At 72.0% G+C, this 17,728-nt stretch carries 18 protein-coding genes and 1 pseudogene; 9 read left to right on the top strand and 10 right to left on the bottom strand.

The window, feature by feature from the left end:
- Positions 1-103 precede the first annotated feature (103 nt).
- Positions 104-1,375: a histidine kinase gene (locus ACGF3A_RS04890; RefSeq protein ID WP_393725794.1), complete on the top strand. Its 1,272-nt coding sequence runs from the start codon at positions 104-106 to the stop codon at positions 1,373-1,375.
- The gene (locus tag ACGF3A_RS04885; RefSeq protein WP_393725792.1) at positions 1,339-1,983 is read left to right on the top strand and encodes a LuxR C-terminal-related transcriptional regulator; all 645 of its coding nucleotides are present in this window, start codon (positions 1,339-1,341) and stop codon (positions 1,981-1,983) included. Before ACGF3A_RS04890 ends, ACGF3A_RS04885 begins: the two co-directional genes overlap by 37 nt.
- A gap of 10 nt (positions 1,984-1,993) precedes the next feature.
- On the opposite strand, the gene ACGF3A_RS04880 is transcribed toward ACGF3A_RS04885, so the two are convergent.
- The 3 genes from ACGF3A_RS04880 to ACGF3A_RS04870 are packed head-to-tail and all read right to left on the bottom strand — an operon-like array spanning position 1,994 to position 4,678.
- Positions 1,994-2,755 (bottom strand): amino acid ABC transporter ATP-binding protein, encoded by a 762-nt coding sequence (locus ACGF3A_RS04880; RefSeq protein ID WP_393725790.1) that lies wholly within the window; start codon positions 2,753-2,755, stop codon positions 1,994-1,996.
- Positions 2,752-3,681: an amino acid ABC transporter permease gene (locus ACGF3A_RS04875; RefSeq protein WP_393725788.1), complete on the bottom strand. Its 930-nt coding sequence runs from the start codon at positions 3,679-3,681 to the stop codon at positions 2,752-2,754. The genes ACGF3A_RS04880 and ACGF3A_RS04875 overlap by 4 nt, the downstream gene beginning before the upstream one ends.
- Positions 3,682-3,733: 52 nt before the next feature.
- A complete protein-coding gene (locus ACGF3A_RS04870; RefSeq protein ID WP_393725786.1) occupies positions 3,734-4,678 on the bottom strand; it encodes an ABC transporter substrate-binding protein in 945 nt (314 codons plus the stop codon).
- A gap of 502 nt (positions 4,679-5,180) precedes the next feature.
- Between ACGF3A_RS04870 and ACGF3A_RS04865 the strand changes: the two genes are divergently transcribed.
- Positions 5,181-6,377 (top strand): NADP-dependent malic enzyme, encoded by a 1,197-nt coding sequence (locus ACGF3A_RS04865; RefSeq protein ID WP_393725784.1) that lies wholly within the window; start codon positions 5,181-5,183, stop codon positions 6,375-6,377.
- A gap of 348 nt (positions 6,378-6,725) precedes the next feature.
- Here ACGF3A_RS04865 and ACGF3A_RS04860 read toward each other — a convergent pair whose 3' ends face one another.
- Positions 6,726-7,508, bottom strand: coding sequence for a class I SAM-dependent methyltransferase (locus tag ACGF3A_RS04860; protein WP_393725782.1), 783 nt, complete (start codon positions 7,506-7,508; stop codon positions 6,726-6,728).
- A gap of 98 nt (positions 7,509-7,606) precedes the next feature.
- On the opposite strand from ACGF3A_RS04860, the gene ACGF3A_RS04855 reads away from it, so the two are divergent.
- Positions 7,607-8,278 carry a CGNR zinc finger domain-containing protein gene (locus ACGF3A_RS04855; RefSeq protein ID WP_393725780.1) on the top strand — a complete coding sequence of 224 codons (672 nt, stop codon included), beginning with the start codon at positions 7,607-7,609 and terminating at the stop codon, positions 8,276-8,278.
- Between the two features lie 92 nt (positions 8,279-8,370).
- Here ACGF3A_RS04855 and ACGF3A_RS04850 read toward each other — a convergent pair.
- Positions 8,371-8,538, bottom strand: a pseudogene (locus ACGF3A_RS04850) (nickel-type superoxide dismutase maturation protease); the annotation flags it as partial.
- Between the two features lie 263 nt (positions 8,539-8,801).
- On the opposite strand from ACGF3A_RS04850, the gene sodN reads away from it, so the two are divergent.
- Positions 8,802-9,197 carry a superoxide dismutase, Ni gene (gene sodN, locus ACGF3A_RS04845; protein ID WP_393725778.1) on the top strand — a complete coding sequence of 132 codons (396 nt, stop codon included), beginning with the start codon at positions 8,802-8,804 and terminating at the stop codon, positions 9,195-9,197.
- A gap of 119 nt (positions 9,198-9,316) precedes the next feature.
- On the opposite strand, the gene ACGF3A_RS04840 is transcribed toward sodN, so the two are convergent.
- Positions 9,317-9,922 (bottom strand): TetR/AcrR family transcriptional regulator, encoded by a 606-nt coding sequence (locus ACGF3A_RS04840; protein WP_393725776.1) that lies wholly within the window; start codon positions 9,920-9,922, stop codon positions 9,317-9,319.
- Positions 9,923-10,005: 83 nt separating this feature from the next.
- Between ACGF3A_RS04840 and ACGF3A_RS04835 the strand changes: the two genes are divergently transcribed.
- Together ACGF3A_RS04835 and ACGF3A_RS04830 are read left to right on the top strand one after the other, a co-directional pair.
- Entirely contained in the window at positions 10,006-11,175 is a 1,170-nt protein-coding gene (locus tag ACGF3A_RS04835) for an FAD-dependent oxidoreductase (RefSeq protein WP_393725774.1), read from the top strand.
- Between the two features lie 72 nt (positions 11,176-11,247).
- Positions 11,248-11,775, top strand: a complete 528-nt coding sequence (locus tag ACGF3A_RS04830) for a hypothetical protein (RefSeq protein WP_393725772.1) — start codon at positions 11,248-11,250, stop codon at positions 11,773-11,775.
- 242 nt (positions 11,776-12,017) lie between these two features.
- On the opposite strand, the gene ACGF3A_RS04825 is transcribed toward ACGF3A_RS04830, so the two are convergent.
- Together ACGF3A_RS04825 and ACGF3A_RS04820 are read right to left on the bottom strand one after the other, a co-directional pair.
- A complete protein-coding gene (locus tag ACGF3A_RS04825) occupies positions 12,018-13,175 on the bottom strand; it encodes a methyltransferase (protein WP_393725770.1) in 1,158 nt (385 codons plus the stop codon).
- Complete coding sequence (locus ACGF3A_RS04820) at positions 13,172-14,122, bottom strand: DMT family transporter (protein WP_393725768.1); 951 nt, start codon at positions 14,120-14,122, stop codon at positions 13,172-13,174. Before ACGF3A_RS04820 ends, ACGF3A_RS04825 begins: the two co-directional genes overlap by 4 nt.
- A 69-nt stretch (positions 14,123-14,191) precedes the next feature.
- Between ACGF3A_RS04820 and ACGF3A_RS04815 the strand changes: the two genes are divergently transcribed.
- A complete protein-coding gene (locus ACGF3A_RS04815) occupies positions 14,192-15,079 on the top strand; it encodes a LysR family transcriptional regulator (protein ID WP_393725766.1) in 888 nt (295 codons plus the stop codon).
- 71 nt (positions 15,080-15,150) lie between these two features.
- Entirely contained in the window at positions 15,151-15,384 is a 234-nt protein-coding gene (locus ACGF3A_RS04810; protein ID WP_393725764.1) for a hypothetical protein, read from the top strand.
- 212 nt (positions 15,385-15,596) lie between these two features.
- Here the strand turns inward: ACGF3A_RS04810 and ACGF3A_RS04805 are convergent, their stop codons facing one another.
- Both ACGF3A_RS04805 and ACGF3A_RS04800 read right to left on the bottom strand, forming a co-directional pair.
- Positions 15,597-16,127, bottom strand: a complete 531-nt coding sequence (locus ACGF3A_RS04805) for an NUDIX domain-containing protein (RefSeq protein ID WP_393725762.1) — start codon at positions 16,125-16,127, stop codon at positions 15,597-15,599.
- A gap of 106 nt (positions 16,128-16,233) precedes the next feature.
- Entirely contained in the window at positions 16,234-17,592 is a 1,359-nt protein-coding gene (locus ACGF3A_RS04800; protein WP_393725760.1) for a transcriptional regulator, read from the bottom strand.
- Between the last annotated feature and the right edge of the window lie 136 nt (positions 17,593-17,728).

The following is a 17,728-nucleotide window of genomic DNA, read 5'->3' as shown; positions in this document are numbered from 1 at the left end:
CCCGACGCTACGCCGCGCCCCCCGTACCGGGAAGGTCGCACCAGGGCCGATGGGCGGGTTTTTACCACCGACATGGCGCAGGTCACCCGCCGATAATGGCGTCATGAACCTCTTCAGCGGCTTCCTCTCCCGCGGCCTGCGGGAGCTGAGGCGCAGCCTGACGCTGTGGCTCCTGTCGCTCAGGGCGAGCTGGTACGCCCTGCTGACGATGTTGTGCAGCTCAGGCCCGGCGCTGCTGCTCCTGCCCGTCGTCCACAGGTGTCTGCGCGGGCTGACCGCGCGCCAGCGCGAACTCGCCACCGAGTGGTCGGGGGTGCGGCTGCCGTCGCCGACCACGCCGCTGCCGCCCCGCGGCGCACCGCTGCGCGACCGGTTCCAGGCGATCTTCGGGGAGCGGTACGCGCGCAGGGAGTGGCTGTGGCTGCTGGTCGAGCCGCTCGCGGGCAACGCACTGGTCTCGCTGCCCCTGGCGATGGTGCTGTGCGGGGTGTGGGGCCTGGGCATGGCGTTCTACGGCGGTGTGCTCGCCAACCGGCTCGACGGGCTCTGGTACCTGTTCATCCCCGTCACGGGGCCGGTCTCCTCGCTGCTCGCCGCGCTGCTGGGCGCGGCGCTGCTGCCCGCCGCGCTCGCGGTGGCGGGGCCGGTGGTGCGCGTGCACGGACGGCTCGTGGCGGCGCTGCTCACCCCGAACGAGACCGCGGTGATGGCGGAGCGCATCGAGCACCTCTCCGCCACCCGCTCCCACGCGGTGGACACGCAGATGAGCGAGCTGCGCCGGATCGAGCGGGACCTGCACGACGGGGCGCAGGCCCGGCTGGTGGCGATGGGCATGACGCTGGACGCCGCGGACGAGCTGCTGGAGCGGGACCCCGAGGCCGGGCGGGCGCTGCTCGCGGAGGTGCGGAAGTCCTCGGCGCAGGCGCTGGAGGAGCTGCGGGACCTGGTGCGGGGCATCCATCCGCCGGTGCTCGCGGACCGGGGGCTGGGGGACGCCGTACGGGCGCTGGCCCTGGTCAGCCCGTTGCGGACGGAGGTGTCGCTCGATCTGCCGGGACGCCCTGACATGCCGGTGGAGTCGGCGGTCTACTTCGCGGTGTCCGAGGCGCTGACGAACGCGGCGAAGCACTCGGACGCCGACCGGGTCTGGATCGACATCGCCCACGACTACGCTCGGGGCGTGCTGCGGGTGAGCGTCACCGACGACGGGCGCGGGGGCGCGGACGTCTCCCGGGGCACGGGGCTGCGCGGCATCGAGCGCAGGCTCGCGACGTTCGACGGAGTCCTGGCGGTGAACAGCCCGCCGGGCGGTCCGACCATGGTGATGATGGAGCTGCCGTGCGTGTTGTCCTCGCCGAAGACCATTTCCTGCTGAGGGACGGCCTGATCCGGCTGCTCGGCGCGCACGGCCACGAGGTCCTGGCCGCCGTGGAGACGGGCCCTGACCTCTTGGACGCGCTGCTCACCCACCGTCCCGACGTCGCGATCGTCGACGTCCGGCTCCCGCCCGGCTTCAGCGACGACGGCCTGCGAGCCGCTACGGCCGCTCGCCGCGAGGTCCCCGGGCTGCCGGTGCTGCTGCTGTCGCAGTACGTCGAGCCGCTGTACGCGCAGGAGCTGCTCACCAGCGGCCGGGGCGCGGTGGGCTATGTCCTCAAGAACCGGGTGTCCGACGGGCGCGCTTTCATGTCCACGATCCGTCAGGTCGCGGAGGGCGGCACGGTGATGGACCCCGAGGTCGTCACCCAGCTCTTCGTCAGCAAGGACCGCGACGAGCGGGTGAACAGCCTCACGGCCCGCGAGCGGGAGGTCCTGGAGCACGTCGCCCAGGGCCGCTCGAACGCGGGCATCGCGGAGACCCTCGTCATCTCGGAGAAGGCCGTCGCCAAGCACATCAGCAACATCTTCCCCAAGCTCGGCCTGCACTCCTCCGATTCCGACAACCGGAGGGTGCTGGCCGTCCTGGCCTACCTGGAGCGGTAGGGCCCCTCCCTCACAGGACCTTCGAGAGGAAGGACTTGGTCCGCTCGTGCTGCGGATTGCCCAGCACCTCGCGGGGGTTGCCGGACTCCACGACGACGCCGTCGTCCATGAAGACGAGGGAGTCGCCGACCTCGCGCGCGAAGCCCATCTCGTGGGTGACGACGACCATCGTCATGCCGTCGCGCGCCAGGTCCCGCATCACGTCCAGGACCTCGCCGACCAGCTCCGGGTCGAGCGCGGAGGTCGGCTCGTCGAAGAGCATCAGCTTGGGGTCCATGGCCAGGGCCCGCGCGATGGCCACGCGCTGCTGCTGGCCGCCGGAGAGCTGCGCGGGGTAGTTGTCCTTCTTGTCGCTGAGCCCGACCCGCTCCAGGAGCTGCGCGGCGCGCTCCCTGGCCTCCTTCTTGGAGACGCCCTTGACCTGGACCGGCGCCTCCATGACGTTCTCCAGCGCCGTCATGTGCGGGAAGAGGTTGAAGCGCTGGAAGACCATGCCGATGCCGCGGCGCTGCTCGGCGACCTCGCGGTCGCGCAGCTCGTACAGCTTGCCGTTCTTCTCGCGGTAGCCGACGAGGGTCCCGTCGACGTAGAGCCGCCCGGCGTTGATCTTCTCCAGGTGGTTGATGCACCGCAGGAACGTGGACTTCCCGGAGCCCGAGGGGCCGACGATGCAGAACACCTCGCCGGACTGGACCTCCAGGTCGATGCCCTTGAGGACCTGGACGGGGCCGAAGTGCTTGTGGACGGCCTCCGACTTCACCATCGCTGTCATGCGCCCTGCGCCCCCGATCCCGTGCCGCGGCTGAGTGTGAGGACGTTCCGCCGGACCCGCTGCCACGGTGTTTCGGGAAGCTGGCGGAGGGAGCCGCGCGCGTAGCGCCGCTCCAGGTAGTACTGGCCGATGCTGAAGACCGTCGTGATGATCAGGTACCAGATCGTCGCGACGAGCAGCAGCTCGACGACGGCGCCGGAGTTGTTGCCGATGTTCTGCGCCTTGCGCAGCGTCTCCTCGTACATCACGACGGCGCAGAGCGAGGACGTCTTCAGCAGGTTGATGAACTCGTTCCCCGTCGGCGGGACGATGACGCGCATCGCCTGCGGCAGCACGATGCGGCGCATGTTCTGCGAATTCGTCATGCCGAGCGCCTGCGAGGCCTCGGTCTGGCCCTCGTCCACGGACTGGATGCCCGCGCGGCAGATCTCCGCCATGTACGCCGCCTCGTTGAGGCCGAGACCGAGCAGCGCCGCCATGAACGGTGTCATGACGTCGGTCATCTCGTCCTTGTAGATCGGCATGATGTTGAGGATCGGGAAGATCAGCGCCAGGTTGAACCAGAGCAGGAGCTGCACGTAGACCGGCGTGCCGCGGAAGAACCAGATGTAGCCCCAGGCGACGGACGAGGTCACCGGGTTCTTCGACATCCGCATCACGGCGAGGACGATGCCGAGCACCAGACCGATGATCATGGACAGCACGCTGACCACGATCGTGTTCTTGACGCCGGTGAGGACCTGGTCGTCGAAGAAGAAGTCGCCGACGGCCGACCAGCGCAGGTCGGCGCCCGCGACGGCGTTGGCGAAGAGCGCCAGCAGGGCCAGCACGATCACGGCGGCGACATAGCGGCCGTAGTGCCGTACGGGGATGGCCTTGATGGCCTCAGGGGGGCCGGCGGGCACCTTGTCGGTGGGTTGTGTCACGGGGCTTGCCTCTCAGCGTCCGTTTCGGGGTCCGTGGGGGGTGTTACCGGGCTCAGGAGCCGCCGTTGATCTTCACGGAGTCGATGGCGCCGTCCTCGACGCCCCACTTCTGGAGCGCCTTCTCGTAGGACTTGTCCTTGATCGTCGCGACGAGCGCGGCCTTGAGCGCGTCGCGCAGCTTCGTGTTGTCCTTCTTCACGGCGATGCCGTAGGGCGCGGACTCCATCTGCTCGCCGACGACCTCGAAGTCGGCGCCGCTCTTGGCCGCGTTGGCGGCCACGGGGAAGTCCGAGACGTCGGCGACGACGCCGCCGGTCTTCAGCCGCACGCGCGCCTCGTCGTCGGTGTCGTACGCCTCGATGGTGACCTTCTTCTTGCCGTCCTTCTCGCACTTCTCGGTCTGCGTCTTGAGGATCTCGTGCGAGGTGGTGCCGCGCTGGGTGGCGACCTTCTTGCCGCACATCTGCCCGACGTTCTCGATCTTCTCCGGGTTGCCCTTCTTGACCAGGATCGAGGAGCCCGCGGTCAGGTAGTCGACGAAGTCGACGCCCTTGCCCGCCTTCTTGCCCTTGTCGTCCAGGCCCTCCTGACGGTCCTTGGTGTCCGTCATCGAGGACATGATCATGTCGAAGCGGCCGGTCTGCATCGAGGTGATGAGCCCGTCGAAGGTCCCGTTCGTGAACTCGAAGCGCACGCCGAGCTTCTTGCCCATCGCCTCGGCGATGTCCGGGTCGAGGCCGACGATGTCGGCGCCCTCCTTGTACTCCATGGGCTTGTACGCGGCGTCCGTACCGACCTTGATCACGCCCGCGTCGCGGATCTCCTTGGGCAGCTTCGCCTTCAGCGAGCCGCCGCCCGAGCCCCCGGAGCCGCCGCCCGCGCCGTCCGTCTGGTCACCGCAGCCGGTCAGCAGCAGGGCGCCGGTGACCGCGAGGGCGCCCAGCGCCACGAACCGGGAACGGGCTGCGGCGGTGCGGCGAGTGGTGCTTGCGGTCATGGGCGGTCCTCCTGCGCGGATGGGGATGGCCTGATGGGGATGGCCTGGTCGGCCGGGGCACACACCTTCGGATGTCGCGACCTCGAACGGATGGGGGGCATCTTGCCATCCGGACAAGCGCATGCAGGGGGCTCGCGATGTCAAAATCGGATAACGGAGCGCGGAATCCGGATACAGGGCGCCGCACAGCACGTAAGGGCTTGCCGCGTCTCATTCCGTGGACTTGTTGTCCCTGCCGCCCGCTTTGCCTGTCATTCCCCCTGCTGACGCCCTGGTCAGGGCCGCCGGGGCCGGAAGTGGCTCGTGCCCGGCGCCCCTCGTCCGGTAGAAAGGTCGATTACACCCCTCACCCGGGGACCAGGGCGCGTGTGCGGCGCGCCCGGCGTCCGTACCTCCCTCCGGGCCGCGGCCATCCGCGTCCCGGGAAGCGGACGCGGTGCCCGCCCGTTCCTCACAGCAGGGAACGGTCACCCTCACCGACACGACTAAGGGGTCCAACACAGTGGCAGCGGAGATCGTCAATCCGAAGGACGGGCTGGAGGCGGACGTGATCGATCCGGCCTTCGCCCTGCACCGCGGGGGAAAGATGGAGGTGCGGGCGACCGTGCCCGTCCGCGACGCGGACGACCTGTCCCTCGCCTACACACCCGGCGTCGCCAAGGTCTGCGGCGCCATCGCCGAGCAGCCCGAGCTGGTCGACGACTACACATGGAAGTCCCAGGTGGTGGCCGTCGTCACCGACGGCAGCGCCGTGCTGGGCCTGGGCGACATCGGCCCGGAGGCCTCCCTCCCCGTGATGGAGGGCAAGGCCATCCTCTTCAAGCAGTTCGGCGGCGTGGACGCGGTGCCGCTCGCGCTGGCCGAACGCGACACCGACGAGCTGGTGGCGACGGTAGCCCGTCTCGCGCCCTCCTTCGGCGGCATCAACCTGGAGGACATCTCCGCGCCGCGCTGCTTCGAGATCGAGGCCCGGCTCAAGGAGAAGCTGGACATCCCGGTCTTCCACGACGACCAGCACGGCACGGCCATCGTCACCCTGGCCGCGCTGCGCAACGCGGCGAAGCTCAGCGGGCGCGAGCTGAGCTCGCTGCGCGCCGTGATCTCGGGCGCGGGCGCCGCGGGCGTCGCCATCGCGCGCATCCTCGTCGAGGCGGGCATCGGCGACGTCGCGGTCTGCGACCGCAAGGGCATCGTGTCGGCCGACCGCGAGGACCTGACGGACGTCAAGCGGGAACTGGCGTCCTTCACGAACACGGCCGGGCGCTCGGGCTCCCTCGAATCCGCCCTGGCCGGCGCCGACGTCTTCATCGGCGTCAGCGGCGGTACGGTGCCGGAGGAGGCCGTCTCCCAGATGGCCGAGGGCGCCTTCATCTTCGCGATGGCCAACCCGAACCCGGAGATCCACCCGGACGTCGCCCGCAAGTACGCGTCCGTGGTCGCCACGGGGCGCAGCGACTACCCGAACCAGATCAACAACGTCCTCGCGTTCCCCGGCGTCTTCGCGGGCGCGCTCCAGGTGCGTGCGACGGACATCACGGAGGGCATGAAGCTCGCCGCGGCCAACGCGTTGGCCGCGGTCGTCGCGGACGAGCTCTCCGCGGACCGGGTCATCCCCTCGCCCTTCGACGAGAGGGTGGCCCCGGCGGTCACCGCCGCCGTCGCCAAGGCGGCCCGCACCGAGGGCGTCGCCCGCCGCTAGTCCCCTCCGGGGCACCCCGAGTGCAAGCCCGCACCCGGGGTGCCCCGCCCCCTGCCGGAGCAGGCCTTTGCTTCTCCCTGCCACCCCAATGTGCTTGGGAAGTCTGCGCTTCTCCCTCCGCCCCTCTGCGCTTGGGAAGTCTGCGCAAGGCGCAGGGTTGGCAAGCGCAGCCCCCCACGCCGGGTGCTCCGGTAAATGAGCCGGGTTCGGGTTGCCCCGGGCTGTGCTTCGCGGGGCGCGCCCGCGTCGGGGCTGGGCGCGCAGTTCCCCGCGCCCCTTCACGGGCAAGCCCAGAAGTCTTGAACCGGTCGCGCCCCGCGGCGGAGTCGCGTGTCAGGGAGTTTGGGGTCAGCGGAGGCCCAGGACCAGGCCGTCTGTGGGGGAGCACCAGACCGTCGTGGACTCGGCGAAGCCGACCTCGCGCATGGTGGCGGCATGCCAAGAGGGCGGCTGGAACTCCTCGTCGTTGTGGTCGTTGGCCACGACGGCAGGGTTGCCGAAGAGGGCGAACCGCTCCTCGACCACGTCCCGCAGCGCCGGCTCCCCCGCGAGCGCGGTCCACCACGAGCCCCAGTCCAGCTCGCCCTCCCGCCGCACCCGTTCCTGACGGGCCCTCTCGAAGGCCCGCACGGCGGCATGGACGCGCGGGGCCGACTCGTCCGGCATGTGGTCCGCGTTCATGAAGACGCCGCCCTCGCGCACGAGGCCCGCGACCTGCCCGTAGAGACCGCGCAGCGGCTCGGTGAGCATCCAGTGCAGCGCGGTCGCGGTGAGGACCGCGTCGAACGGGCCGCCCGGAAGCGGAAGCGCGTCGCTCCACGCCGGATCGCTCAGGTCCGCGCTGACGAACTCCGCCCGCGCGTCCCCCGCGAAGTGCCCGCGCGCCAGCGCGAGCAGCGCGGGGTCACGGTCGACGCCGACGGTCCGCGCCTTCGGCAGCCGACGCAGGACGCGGTCCGAGATACTGCCCGTACCGCAGGCGAGATCCAGCACCCTTGGCTCGGGGCCCACCAGCGCCTCGACCATGTCGAGCATCACCCGGAAGCGCTCCTCCCTGTCGGGGAGGTACCACTCCTGCTGCCGGTCCCAACTGTCCTGCCAGGCCTGCCAGTCCACCGTGGGCGCACCCATGACCGCACCTCCGCGTATACGTAATACCCTCGAAGCGATTCATCTGTTACCAAGGTACCGACGACTGCGACCCTAGACCGCCGCCGTAAGGATCACAAGTGGAACTCAACTATTACTCGGAGCTGGCCGTACGCCTCGTGAACACCGAGCGTCCCGAGCGCGGCGAGGACTCGCTCACCTCGGTCGAGGCGGTCCGCGAGATGTGCGGCCCCGACTCCATGACGGCGCGGCGCGCGACGGAGGCGGACGTGACGCGCCTGCGCGCCGTACGGACGCGGCTGCGCGCCGTCTTCACGGCGGCGGCGGAGGGCGACGAGGTGCGCGCGGTCGATCTGCTCAATTCGCTGCTGATGGAGTTCCCGACCAGCCCGCAGATCTCCGGGCACGAGTATCTGGACGGCGAGGGGCGCCCGCGCTGGCACATGCATCTGGCCGAGCACCCGGCCAACGCCACGGCGGGATACGCGGCGACGGCCTGCATGGGCCTCGCCTTCCACCTCACCGACCTCGGCGTGGACCGGCTCGGCGTCTGCCAGGCCGACCCGTGCCGGAACGCCTATCTCGACACGTCGACGAATCGTTCCCGCCGCTACTGCTCCGACCGCTGCGCCACCCGTGCCAACGTCGCGGCCTACCGCGCGCGCAAGCGCCGGAAGAGCGAGCTGGAGAGCGAGGACGGCGCGGCCCCGGCGGGCCGCGGGCGGACGGGGCCGACGAGCGGCCGTACCGCGCCCGCCGTCCAGCGCGCCACGGAGGACACCGACGCGTGAACCCCGCGCGGGGAGCGCAGCCTCAGCCACGCCCGCGCGACCATCAGTTCGTCGGGAACGGTGCCGAACTCCCGGCTGTCGTTCCGCACCCGCGGATTGTCGCCCCGCACCCACCAGCCGCCCTCGCGGCGCTCGACCGCGCGCTTGACGATGAGCAGGTCGTGCTGGAAGGGGTGTCTGAGCAGCACGATGTCCCCGGGGCGCACCCCCGCGCCGTACGCGACCACGAGTTGGTCCCCCGGACGGAGCGTCGGCTCCATCGACGGGTTGTAGACCTCCGCCAGTCCGATCCGCTTCAGCAGCCCGCCGATGCCCTGCCCGGTCCGGTTCCGGCTGTGCTCACGCGTCCGCTCCGGCATCTCTTCCGCCTCCGGTCCTCCAGGACCGTGCCTCGGTCCGTTGCTCCAGCAGGTCCAGCCTGACACTGGACTTTTGTCCTAAGCCCGTGGGGGCACACGCGAAAAGGCTTCCCACACGGAGTAATCTCGCACGTGAGAAGACGATCACGAGGAAGGACGGCTTTATGCTCTCCCGCCTGTTCGCCCCCAAGGTGCAGGTCAGCGCCCACTGCGACCTGCCCTGTGGTGTGTACGACCCGGCCCAGGCCCGTATCGAGGCCGAGTCCGTCAAGGCCATTCAGGAGAAGTACCAGGCCAACGAGGACCCGCACTTCCGGACGCGCGCCACCGTCATCAAGGAAGAGCGGGCCGAGATGGCCAAGCACCACATCTCCGTGCTGTGGAGCGACTACTTCAAGCCCCCGCACTTCGAGAAGTACCCGGAGCTGCACCAGTTGGTGAACGACACCCTGAAGGCGCTCAGCGCCGCCAAGGGCTCGACCGACCCGGCCACCGGGCAGAAGGCGCTGGACTACATCGCCCAGGTCGACAAGATCTTCTGGGAGACCAAGAAGGGCTGATGCCCGGTCTTCCGACCGCACCCGGTCCGCGGGGCGCCGAGCACGGCGTTCCTGACGGGCCGGGTGCGTTTTCCTTTCCGGCGGCGCGGATTGGCGGATCGGGGGGGGGGGATCGGGGGTCACGCCTCGCCGCGGGCGAGCGCGCTCCAGCCGTGCTCCAGCAGGTCGAAGGCCCGGGTGACGGCCTCGCGGGGATTCTCCTGACCGACGGCCACGCGCGGGGCCCCCAGGGCGAAGTGGGCCAGGGCCGTGCAGGCGGAGTCGTCCGCGGCGAGGCCGCTCTCCTCGGCGATGACCCGGGCCAGCTCGGCCGTATGACGCAGCCACATGTTCTGGGCGTAGTCGCGCAGCGCGGGTGTACCGGCCACGAGCCCGGCGAACGCGGCGAAGTCGGCGTCGCCCTCCGCACCGCCCCCTCCCGCCATCCGCAGGGTCAGGGCGTGCTCCCGCAGCGCGGCGGGAATGGACTGCCCCTCCTCCCGCTCGCGGACGGCGGCGAGCAGACGCTCCCCCTGGTCGGCCTCCTCGTCGAAGACCAGGGCCTCCTTGACCCGGAAGTGCTTGAACAGCGTGGTGGTCGAGACGTCGGCGGCGTCGGCGATCTCGCGGATGCCCACCTCGTCGTACCCCCGCTCCAGGAAGAGGCGCAGCGCGGCATCGGCGATGGCCTGGCGGGTGGCCGCCTTCTTCCGCTCGCGGCGCCCCATGGGCGCGGGACTGGTCATGATCACATCCTAGCCCCCATGGTTGAACTGAGCAAAAAGTTGTGTCGTTGCACTTTTTTAGTCGTTGTGTTTTTGTGGGCTCCATGAACACCGTCAAGAGCCCCGACGCGCCCCGCGTCGCCGTCATCGGCGCGGGCCCCGGCGGGCTGACCTGCGCCCGCATCCTGCAGCGGCACGGCATAGCCGTCACCGTCCACGAGCGCGACCCCGGCCCGGACGCGCGCGACCAGGGCGGCACCCTCGACCTGCACGCCGACAACGGCCAGATCGCCCTGCGCGAGGCGGGCCTCCTGGAGGAGTTCTTCCGGCTCTCCCGCCCCGAGGGGCAGGAGATGCGCCAGCTGGACCCGTCCGGCGCGACGCTCTTCCACCACCTTCCCGAGGAGGACGAGCGGTTCAGCCCGGAGATCGACCGGGGAGTGCTGCGCGGCCTCCTGCTCGACTCCCTGCGGCCGGGGACCGTGCACTGGGGCCGCGCCCTGCGGTCCCTCGACGGCCCCGCCGGGGAATCCGCCGGAGGACCGCGGAAGCTCCGCTTCGCCGACGGCAGCACCGCCGAGGCCGACCTCGTCGTCGGGGCCGACGGCGCCTGGTCCCGGGTCCGTTCCGCCCTCTCCCCCGCCGTCCCCGCGTACAGCGGCGTCAGCTTCCTGGAGGCCTGGTTCCACGACGTCGGGACCCGGCACCCCGAGATCGCCGGGCTCGTCGGGCAGGGCAGCGCCGCTGCGGCCGACGGCGAGCGGGGCCTCTTCGCCCAGCGCAACGGCGGCGACCACATCCGCGTCTACCTCATCCAGCGCGTCCCGGCCGACTGGATCACCGCGGCGGGCCTGGCCCCCGGGGACACCGACGGCGTCCGCGCCCTCCTCCTGGAGCGCTACCGCGACTGGTCGCCCCGCCTGCGCCGGATGATCGCCGACAACGACGGCCCCTACGTGAACCGCCCGATCTTCGCCCTGCCCGTCCCGCACACCTGGGAGCACGACCCCGCCGTCACCCTGCTCGGCGACGCCGCCCACCTCATGCCCCCGCTCGGCGTCGGCGTCAACCTCGCCATGGTGGACGCCTGCGAACTCGCCCTCGCCGTCCGGGACCACGCCACCGTCGAGGACGCCGTCCGCGCCTACGAGAAGACGATGCTGCCCCGCTCGGCGGAGACGGCCCGGCTCCTGGACGGCGCCGCGGAACAGCTCCTCTCCACCGAACTGCCCGACTTCGCCACCGAGGACAGCCCCTCAGCTCGCCGGGGGTGAGGACGGGGGGCCGCTCAAGACCGCCTCCCGAACTCCCTTGCGGAGGCCGCGTAATTGAGTAATTTGACTTACATGACTACACGCAGCGAGGAAGAGAAGGAGCTGCGCGGCTGGCTGGCCGGGCGGTTACCGGAGGATCTGTACGAGGGAACGCCGGAGGTGACCGTGGACCGCGAGGAGATCACGGTCGTCGGCGCCATCCCCGAGCCCGCACTCGAAGCGGACGCCCCCGAGGCGGAGCGCACCGCGGCCCAGGAGGGCCGCATCGCCGAATTCCGGGAGCGCACGCGCGGGGAGCGGATGCGGGTCGCCGCCGAGACCGAGCGGCGCTACGGGCGCAAGGTGTCCTGGGGAGCCGAATGCGGCGGCGCCCACGCGCTGTTCACCCATGTCGCGGCCCCCGTCATGACGCGGCTGCGCCAGCCGCAGCGCCAGGTGCTGGACACGCTCATCGCGGGCGGCGTGGCCCGCAGCCGCAGCGAGGCCCTGGCCTGGTGCGTCCGCCTCGTCGAGCGGCACACGGACGACTGGCTGACCGAACTGCGCGACTCGCTGGCCCACGTGGAACGCGTACGGGCACAGGGCCCCGACGCCTCATGACGCCCCCGCCGTCCACGCACATGTGACCGAGCCCGGGCCGTGTCCGGCGGATCAGGGCTGGGCAGGGGCTGCCCCGTGACCTGCCTTGCAGGCTGCGGCCGTCGTCGTGGCTTGTCGCGCAGTTCCCCGCGCCCCTGAGGCCTCAGGGGCGCGGGGAACTGCGCGCGCAACCACCCACCACCCGCGGTCTGCGAGGGACAGGCAGGGGCAGCCCCTGCCCAGCCCTGAGACGGGGGGCACGGCTAGCGCGCGGTGAGCCGCCAGAGGGAGGTGACCTCGCGGGAGCGGGCCGCGTGCAGCGGGTCGTCGGCGTCCGAGGCACGCCCGTGCCGGGGCCGGACGTCCTCGCGACCAGCGACCCGCAGCCCCGCGTCCGCGATCCAGCCGAGCAGCTCCTCGCGGCCGCGCAGCCCGAGGTGTTCGGCCAGGTCGGAGAGGATCAGCCAGCCCTCGCCGCCGGGGGCGAGGCGGGGGGCGAGCCCGGCGAGGAAGCCGCGGAGCATCCGGCTGCCGGGGTCGTAGACGGCGTGTTCGAGGGGCGAGGCGGGCTTGGCGGGCAGCCAGGGCGGGTTGCAGACGACGAGCGCGGCGGGCCCCTCCCCCAGGGGCGGGAAGAGGTCGGCCCGTACGACCTCGACCGCGTCGGCGACCTCCAGCCGCCGCACGTTCTCCGCCGCGCAAGCCAGCGCCCGCGGGTCCTGGTCGGTGGCGACGATCCGCCCGACCCCGCGCCGGGCCAGCACGGCGCTGAGCACGCCCGTGCCCGTACCGATGTCGAAGGCGGGGCCGCCGGGGGACGGCAGCGGCGTACGGGCGACGAGGTCGACGTACTCGCCGCGTACCGGCGAGAAGACGCCGTAGGAGGGGTGGATCCGGTCGCCGTCGAGCGCCGGGACCGGCACACCCTTGCGGTGCCACTCGTGGGCGCCGATGACGCCCTGGAGTTCGCGGAGCGAGACGAGGGAGGCGCCGGGCGCTTCCGCCGCCGGGCCGTACGCCTCGGCGCACGCCCCGTCGACGCCGGGCGCGCGGCGCAGCGGCACGGCGTACCCCTCGGGCCCGGCGTCCAGCGGCACCAGCAGCATGCCGAGCACCCGGGAGCGCCGGGAGCGGGCCTGCCTGTAGAGGTGGAAGCTCTCCAGCGGCGTCGCCCCCGGCTTCGGCGGCTTGCGGTCCACGCGCCGGGCCATCGCGGCGAGCAGCTGCCGGGCCCCGTGGAAGTCGCCGCGCCACAGCAGCGCGGTGCCCTCGCACGCCTGCTTGTACGCGGCGTCGGCGGTCGTACGGTCGTCGGCCACGGCCACCCGGCGCGGCGCCTTCGCCCCGCTCTCGGATCGCCACCGCGCCTCGCGCTCCGCGCCGTCCTCGACCCACTGGACCCCGCCGGCTGTCTCGTTCACCTCTCGATCTTAGGGCGGGCCCCCGCGCCGGTGCGGACCGCGCCCATGCTGGCCGCGACGACGAGGGCGATGGCGGCGAGCTGGAGCGGGCCCAGGTTCTGGCCGAGGACGACGAAGCCCGCCGCGGTCGCCGCGACCGGCATCAGGCTCATCAGCACCGCGAACGTCGCGGCGGGCAGCCGGCGCAGCGCGAAGAGCTCCAGGGTGTACGGCAGCCCGGAGGAGAGCACCGCCACGGCGGCCCCCAGCCCCAGCACGACCGGGTCCAGCAGCGCCGAGCCCGCGCTCACCACGCCCAGCGGCGCGCTGACGACGGCGGCGACGCCCATCGCGAGGGCCAGCCCGTCGGCCTTGGGGAAGCGGGCGCCGGTACGGGCGTTGAAGACTATGTACGCGGTCCAGGTCGCCCCTGCCGCGAGCGCGAAGGCGCAGCCCGCGACGTTGAGGTTCTCGAAGTCGCTGGCGCCGAGGAGGTAGACGCCGCCCAGCGCCAGCACGGCCCACAGCAGGCTGAGGAGGCGGCGCGAGGTGACGACGGAGAAGATGAGCGGGCCGAGCAGTTCGAGGGTGACGGTCGCGCCGAGCGGGATCCGGTCGATGGCCTGGTAGAAGAGGCTGTTCATGGTGCCGAGCGCGATCCCGAGCCCGGCGACGGCCGCCCAGTCCTTACGGGCGTAGCCGCGGATCCGGGGGCGGCACACGGCGAGCATCAGCACCGCCGAGAAGATCAGCCGCAGCGCCACCACGCCCAGCGCGCCCGCGCGCGGGAAGATCAGCGCCGCCAGCGCCGAGCCGAACTGGAGCGACATCGCGCTCCCGATGACCATCCCGACGGCGCCGGTACGGGCCCGGCGCACGGCGCCCGTACCGGAGGGGGCGGCGGGGGTTCCGGGCTCGGCCGGGGCAGTCCCGGCGACGGGGTCGGCAACGGGCTCGGCAGCGCTCATACCCGCCACGCTAGGCGCGCGGCGCCGCCACGTGAAATGCCGTTTTCCCTGTGGGTATGCTCCGGACGCATGACCGCGGAGCTGCGCCACCTGAGGGCTTTCCTGGCCATCGCCGAGGAGGGCAGCGTCACGCGTGCCGCGGCCCGGCTCCGGATCAGTCAGCCCGCGCTCTCACGCACCCTGCGCCAGCTCGAACAGCATCTGGGCGTGCGCCTCGCCGACCGTTCCACGCACCATCTGGAGCTGACGCCCGAGGGCCGCGTCTTCCGCGACCGGGCCAGGGCCGCGGTCGCCGCCGTCGACGAGGCGCTCGACCCGGCCGGGCCGCGCGTCTGGCCGCTGCGCCTGGGCCACCCCTGGTCCGCGCTCGGCCGCTCCACCACTCCCCTGCTGCGCCGCTGGCGCGAGGAGCACCCGGACACGCCGCTGGAGCTGCGCCGGGTGGACGACCGTACGGCGGGGCTGCTGCGCGGCGAGGTGGACGTGGCGCTGCTCCGCGGCGAGCTGCCGCCCGAGGTCGCGACCGGCGAGCTGCGCTGCCGGTGGCTGCTGGACGAGCCGCGCATCGCCGCGCTCCCGGCGGACAGCGAACTGGCCGTCCGCGAGGGCCCGGTGACCCTCGCCGAGCTGGCCCGCCACCCGATCGTGATCAACACGGTCTCGGGGCTCACCTCGCTCTCCCTGTGGCCCGAGGAGATCCGGCCCGACCCGGCCTCGACCGTACGGGTCGCGAACACCGACGACTGGCTGTTCGCGATCGCGGCGGGCGGCGCGGTGGGTGCCTCGGTCGCCTCGACGGCCGACATGCACGTCCACCCGGGCGTCGTCTACCGCCCGCTGGCGGACGCCGCCGACGCCGCCGTCCATCTGCTGTGGCGCGCGGCCCCCGGCCACCCGCTCATCCCCGACCTCGTGCGCACGGCACGCCAGGTGCTGAGTGCCCCGGGAACGGACTGATCACGGCATACGTTGACGGCGGACAGGGGCACACGCCCCGTTCCGCACCGTCAGCACCGGGAGGCAGGACCATGGCAGGGTTTCTCGACCGCGCCAAGGAGCAGGCACAGCAGGCGCTGTCCCAAGGCAAGGAGAAGGTGGAGGACGTCCAGGCCCAGCGCGCGGGGAACGACCTCCTGAAGAAGCTCGGCGCGGCGTACTACGCGGAGCAGCGCGGCAGCGGCTCCCCCCAGGACGTCCAGCAGGCACTCGCGGCCCTGGAGCAGCACATCGCCCAGCACGGCGACGGCTTCCTCCGCAGCTGACCCACAAGCCCCTGAAGGGACACCCCGCCAGGGGCGCCCCGTCAGGGGCCCCGCCAGGGGCGCGGGGAACTGCGCGCCCGGCCACAGCGACGGCCGCACCCGGCACAGCACGCCAAGGGGCACCCCGTGCGCCGCGCATTTCACCGAGCCCGGCGCCGGGGCACCCAGGGAGAGGGCCCGGCCCCTGAAAGAGGGGCCGGGCCCTTGCCCGGTCAGCCGAAGCGCAAGCGATGGAGCATCAGCAGCGCCGCCGCCGTATTGGCGGCAGGGACTTCGCCGCGAGCGACAAGGTCCGGCGTCTCCTTCAGCGGCACCCACTCGCGCTTGTCGGACTCGAAGTCGTCCTGGGGATGCCCGAGGTACGTCGCGTCCTGCGCCCAGTAGATGTGGTGCCGGGCGTCCGTCAGCCCGTTCGCGGGCTCGACGGTCATCAGATGCTCCAGGGGCCCGGGACGGTACCCGGTCTCCTCCTCCATCTCGCGGGCCGCCGCGGCGGCGAGCTCCTCGCCGTCCTCGACCACACCGGCCGCGATCTCCCACCCCCAGCTGTCGGTGATGAAGCGGTGCCGCCACAGCAGCAGCACCTCGTTGCGCTCGTTGACGGCCGTGGCCATCGCCACGGGCCGGAGCCGGATCAGATAGTGATCGAGATGTCTCCCGTTCGGTAGCTCTACATCCGCCAGATTCACCCGAAGCCACTGGTTTTCGTACACAGTGTGTTCACCCAGGTTCTTCCATTGCACGTATGTGCCCCCTTCCTGACGGAGGTTGGGCACATCCCAGCATGTTGTGCGCTCCCACTGACAGAGGCACTCCGGGGACCCGAACGAGCCCCGGCGCTGCTCCGGCTCAGAGGGGAACGCTCAGGGCGTCCTCGATGAGCCTCGCCGCCTCGGCCGCCGGAGTCCCGGGATGCTGGGCCAGGCGGTGCTTGACCCTGCGCATCCGGCCCCGCAGCCGCTGCGACTCGATCCCCTGCGCCGTACCGACCATTTCGGCGGCCGTCGCCGCCGCGCGCTCGGCCTCTCCGCTGTGCAGCTCGACGTCGGTGAGGGTCGCCAGCCGGTTGACCCGGCCCCGGACGTGCGCCGGCGCACGGGCCGCCTCGCGCGCGTACCGTCCGGCCTCCTCCACCTCTCCCAGGAGCAGCAGCGCCTCGGCCAACCGGACCTCGACCAGGCCCGGCTGGACGTAGTTGGTCTCCTCGGGCTCCTCCTCGGGGCGGATACGGCCGGAGTACGACTCGGCACGCCGCATGCAGACGTACGCGCCGCGCCGGTCACCGATCCTGGCGTACGCCTTCGCCTGCATCGCGTACAGATCCGTGGCGAGCGCGGGGCTCGCGTGCGGGCCCGCGGTGCGCAGGACCGCCTCGGCGCAGGCGATCGCGTGCCTGCTGTCGCCCAGGAAGAGCGCCTGGTTGACGAGGAGCGCGACCACGTAGCCCCCGAAGACCAGGTCGCCCGACGCCTTGCCGAGGCGCAGGGCCTGGTGGAAGTAGCGCTGGGCGAGCCCCTGCGCGTCCGTGTCGTACGCGCAGATGCCGCTGACGGCGGCCAGCGCGCCGGCGGCGCGGAAGAGTTCGCGCCCGGTGCCGTCGTCGTACCCACCGCGCAGCAGCGGCGCGACCTCCCCGGTGAGGAAGCCGACGACGCGGGGGCGCGTCGCGACGCCTCCCGCGTTCCGGTACAGGTGCTCGTAGTGGCCGCGCGCCGCGTGCAGCACCGCGACGTCGGCCTGCTCCACGCGTCTCTCCCCGGCGCGCGAGACGTCGAGGTCCCGCGGCGGGTTCTCCCACTCCCACACGGGCGCGACGGCGGCGGCGCCCGTGAGGAGCGAGGGGCCGGGCCAGTCGTCGTGCACCTGGTCCGAACGCCAGAGGGAGGCGGCACGCTCCACGAAGCGGCCGAGCCCGCCGTCGTCCTGGCGCGGACCCGTCGCGGCCGCGCCAGGACGCACGGCCGGAGCGGCCATGCCGATGTCGTCGAGGGTGAGGGTGCGGGTCAGCCGCCCGCCGAGGATCTCGCAGATCAACTCGGGCACCCGGCCGCGCGGACGCTGTCCCTTGAGCCAGCGCGCGACGGCCGTGTGATCGTAACGCAGGGTGATTCCTGCTTCGTTTCCTAATCGATTGATTCGTGCCGCGAGACCGGAGCGGGACATTCCCGCCTGGTCAAGCAGCGCGTCCAGTTGACTGTTGGGCTCCATGCCGCCCTCCGGTCGTCCGTCGTGTTGTTTCGCAGAGTAACGGACCTGGTTTCACACGGGGTGTGAATGCACCACGTAGGCGTGCGCTCGGCACATGCTCCCGTCGAGGTTCCGTATGCGCTTGCCTAGGGGGTGG

Origin of the sequence: Streptomyces sp. NPDC048172, assembly GCF_043202595.1 — a bacterium.
In the GTDB taxonomy this organism is placed as follows: Bacteria; Actinomycetota; Actinomycetes; order Streptomycetales; family Streptomycetaceae; genus Streptomyces.
This window is presented reverse-complemented; position numbering and strand designations above follow the sequence as displayed.